Raw genomic sequence first — 3271 nt, 5'->3', positions numbered from 1 at the left:
TGGGCAGAGGCTGGGGAAAGGCAAGGTGCTGTCAAGAGACTATACTCTAAGCCTTCCACCAAGGCCCGGCAGGAGGCTTCGATGATGTTGGTGGAAACTCCCACCGTGGTCCAGCGGCGGTGGCCATCGCTGAACTCCACCAGCACCCGCGTTTTTGCCGAGGTGCCGGCCCGCCCATCCAAGATGCGCACTTTGTAGTCGGCCAGGTGAATCCCTTCCAGTTGGGGGTAGAACTCCAGCAAGGCTTTGCGCAGCGCCCCATCCAAAGCCGCCACCGGCCCATTGCCTTCCGCTGCCGTTACCCGCGTCTGCCCTTGCACCGCAATCTTCACCGCCGCCAAGGACTGCACATCCCCCGCCTCACCACTGGGATCCCAGTCTTTGCTGCTCCAGTCGGAGCGGGTAGTGGTGCTGACATTAAAGCTAAGCACCTCAAATGGATGCAAGCGCTGACCTAACAGCTCCCGCACCAGCAGCTCAAAGCTGGCCTCAGCCGCCTCAAACTGATAGCCCTGCAGCTCCAGGGTCTTCAACCGCTCTAGGATCAAGCGGGCTTGGGGATCTGACTTGTCCAGCCGGATCCCGAAGCCGGCCACTTTGCTGAGGATATTGCTCAGCCCCGCTTGTTCCGAAACCACGATGCGCCGGCAGTTGCCCACCTGCTCCGGGGCAATGTGCTCGTAGGTGAGGGGGTTTTTCTGGACGGCGCTAACGTGGATCCCGCCCTTGTGGGCAAAGGCCGACCGGCCCACAAAGGGGGCATGGTCATCCGGAGCTAGGTTGACCACCTCGCTGATGGCGCGGGAGATCTCCGTCAGGTGTTGCAGCTTCCCTTCCGGCAGACAGCGGTAGCCCAGCTTTAGTTGCAGGTTGGGGATGACGCTGCACAGGTCGGCGTTGCCACAGCGCTCCCCATAGCCGTTGATGGTGCCTTGCACCATGCGCGCCCCCGCCTGGACTGCCGCCAGGGCATTGGCCACGGCAGTGCCGGAATCGTTGTGGGTGTGGATCCCCAGGGGCAAATGCCCCAGGTGATGGGACTCGGCCAAGACAGCTGCGGTGATGGCGGCAATCTCGGGGGGCAGGGATCCGCCGTTGGTATCGCAGAGAACCAGCCACTCTGCCCCCGCTTCTGCCGCCGCCACGAGGGTTTGCAGGGCGTAGTCGGAGTTGTGGCGATAGGCGTCAAACCAGTGCTCAGCATCGTAGATCACCCGTCGCCCCTGGGAGCGCAAATAGGCGATGGTATCCCGGATCATGGCCAGGTTTTCGGCCAAGGTGGTGCCCAGCCCCTCAGTCACATGCAGATCCCAAGACTTGCCGAACACCGTCACGTAGCGGGTGCCCGCCGCCAAGATGGCCTGCAGCAGGGGGTCGTCAGCCGCCCGCCGCCCCGGCTTGCGGGTGGAGCAAAAGGCCACCAGCTCCGCCTGCTCCAGAGGCTCTTCCCGCAGTTGCCAGAAAAACTGCACATCCTTGGGATTGGCCCCCGGCCAGCCCCCCTCGATAAACGGGATCCCCAGCCGATCCAGCAGCTTGGCGATCTGGATCTTGTCTTGCACCGACAGCGACAGCCCCTCCCGCTGCGCCCCATCCCGCAGCGTGGTGTCGTAGAGGGTGATGGCGGCTAAGCAACCAAGGACTGCGTCCTGCTGGCGCGAACGGTCAATCTTCATAGCGCATCAGCTTTTTGTAAAAGGCGGTGGAGAAATCCGGCGGCTGCCCCCGCTGCATCAGGGTCACCACATCGATGAGATAGTCCACAAACTCGTAGTTGGCAATGGAAAGCTGATAGGTGAGCTCGGCATCTTGAGCGAAGATCACCTGAACCACCGTTAAATCTGAAGGTAGCGGGGACATGTGCCAACTGGCCAAGAAGCGGACGGGATCCGCCCCCTCAATAGCCCTTTGCCCCTCCAGGTTGCCTCTTTTGTAGAGGCCCACCGCCAGGGCTAAGTACTGTCGGCGGGCAACGGCGTAATAGGGCTGATAGACGGCCACTTCTGGCGGGCTGGCAGGTTCGAGTTGCAGAGCCATGACGGCAAGAGGAGAGAAGCGTCGATTGCGGCAACAAAGCAAGGGGCTCACTGCCATCCAGCCTACCGCGTCGGCGGGCTGCTGGCCTAGAGATAGGTTGCCCGCTTGTGGGGGGATCCCGCACCTCACTTGGGAAGGAAGCGTTGGAAAGTCGGGAAACTCTGAGAAACAATAGGAAGGGAAAACCGCCCCAGGTTCTCCTCCGCCGGGCCAGGACGGCGTCCCCTTGGCCCCGACTTACCGAATCTGCTGGCCTTATGAACATAGCCCCAAACCCCACTGCTGACTCTCTGCTGGAGCTGGATCCCGTCCTGCAAGGCAAGTTCCACCAGCTTGTCCAAATCTTCGCCGAGATGGGGCGGGTCTTGGTGGCCTACTCAGGCGGGGTCGATAGCAGCCTGGTGGCCAAACTGGCCTGGGATCAGGTGGGGGAGCGGGCCCTGGCCGTCACTGCCGCTTCCCCGGCGCTGTTGCCCGAAGATCTGGAGGAGGCCATCTGGCAAGCCCAATACATCGGCATTCGCCACCAGATCGTCGAGACCCAGGAGCTGCAGGATCCCCGCTACGCCGCCAACCCCGCCAACCGCTGCTACTTCTGCAAAAGCCACTTGCACGACACCCTGCGTCAGGTGGCTAAAACTCAGGGATACGACCACGTGGCAGATGGCCTCAACGCCGACGATCTGGCCGACTATCGACCGGGAGCGCAGGCGGCCCGAGAGCGAGGCGTGCGTTCTCCCTTGGCGGAGGTGGGGATGAGCAAGCTGGAGGTGCGGCAACTGTCTCGCCACCTGGGCCTGCCCTGGTGGGACAAGCCGGCCCAGCCCTGCCTCAGCTCCCGCTTTCCCTATGGCGAGGCAATCACCGCCGAGAAGCTGCGGCGGGTGGGATTGGCAGAGCGCTATCTGCGCAGCTTGGGCTGGCAGCAGGTGCGCGTGCGCTCCGAGAAAGATACTGCCCGCATCGAACTGCTCCCTCATCAAATCGTGGAATTTGTGCAAAAAACCGATCTGGCAGCGCTGGTCAAGGCCCTGCAATCTTTTGGTTATCTCTACGTCAGTCTCGATTTGGAGGGCTACCGCAGCGGCAAGCTCAACCGCGCCCTCAACCCGCCCCCGCCGACAACGGGCTGAGCCAGCCTAGGGGCTTGGGCTGAAGTTTTGTGCCAGGTTTAGGGGAATATGAAAGGGTTTTGGTGGCTCTGGCTTTGCTTGGGGGTGTTTGGTCTGGCAAC

General features: G+C 62.2%; 3 protein-coding genes. 1 reads left to right on the top strand and 2 read right to left on the bottom strand.

Features of this window, described 5'->3' with window-relative positions; genetic code table 11:
• Both cimA and ebsA read right to left on the bottom strand, forming a co-directional pair.
• A partial coding sequence (cimA, locus tag NW853_RS06535; RefSeq protein ID WP_414348459.1) for a citramalate synthase occupies positions 1–1676 on the bottom strand: 1676 nt, incomplete at its 3' end.
• Positions 1666–2037, bottom strand: a complete 372-nt coding sequence (ebsA, locus tag NW853_RS06530; RefSeq protein ID WP_414332569.1) for a type IV pilus biogenesis protein EbsA — start codon at positions 2035–2037, stop codon at positions 1666–1668. The genes ebsA and cimA, both read right to left, overlap by 11 nt.
• 257 nt (positions 2038–2294) lie before the next feature.
• Between ebsA and larE the strand changes: the two genes are divergently transcribed.
• Positions 2295–3170: an ATP-dependent sacrificial sulfur transferase LarE gene (gene larE / locus NW853_RS06525; protein ID WP_414348456.1), complete on the top strand. Its 876-nt coding sequence runs from the start codon at positions 2295–2297 to the stop codon at positions 3168–3170.
• Positions 3171–3271 lie beyond the last annotated feature (101 nt).

The sequence above is a fragment of the Synechococcus sp. H55.11 genome, from assembly GCF_047462475.1.
Classification (GTDB): domain Bacteria; phylum Cyanobacteriota; class Cyanobacteriia; order Thermostichales; family Thermostichaceae; genus Thermostichus.
The sequence above is the reverse complement of the archived record's forward strand: the minus strand, read 5'-3'. Positions and strand labels throughout refer to the sequence as shown.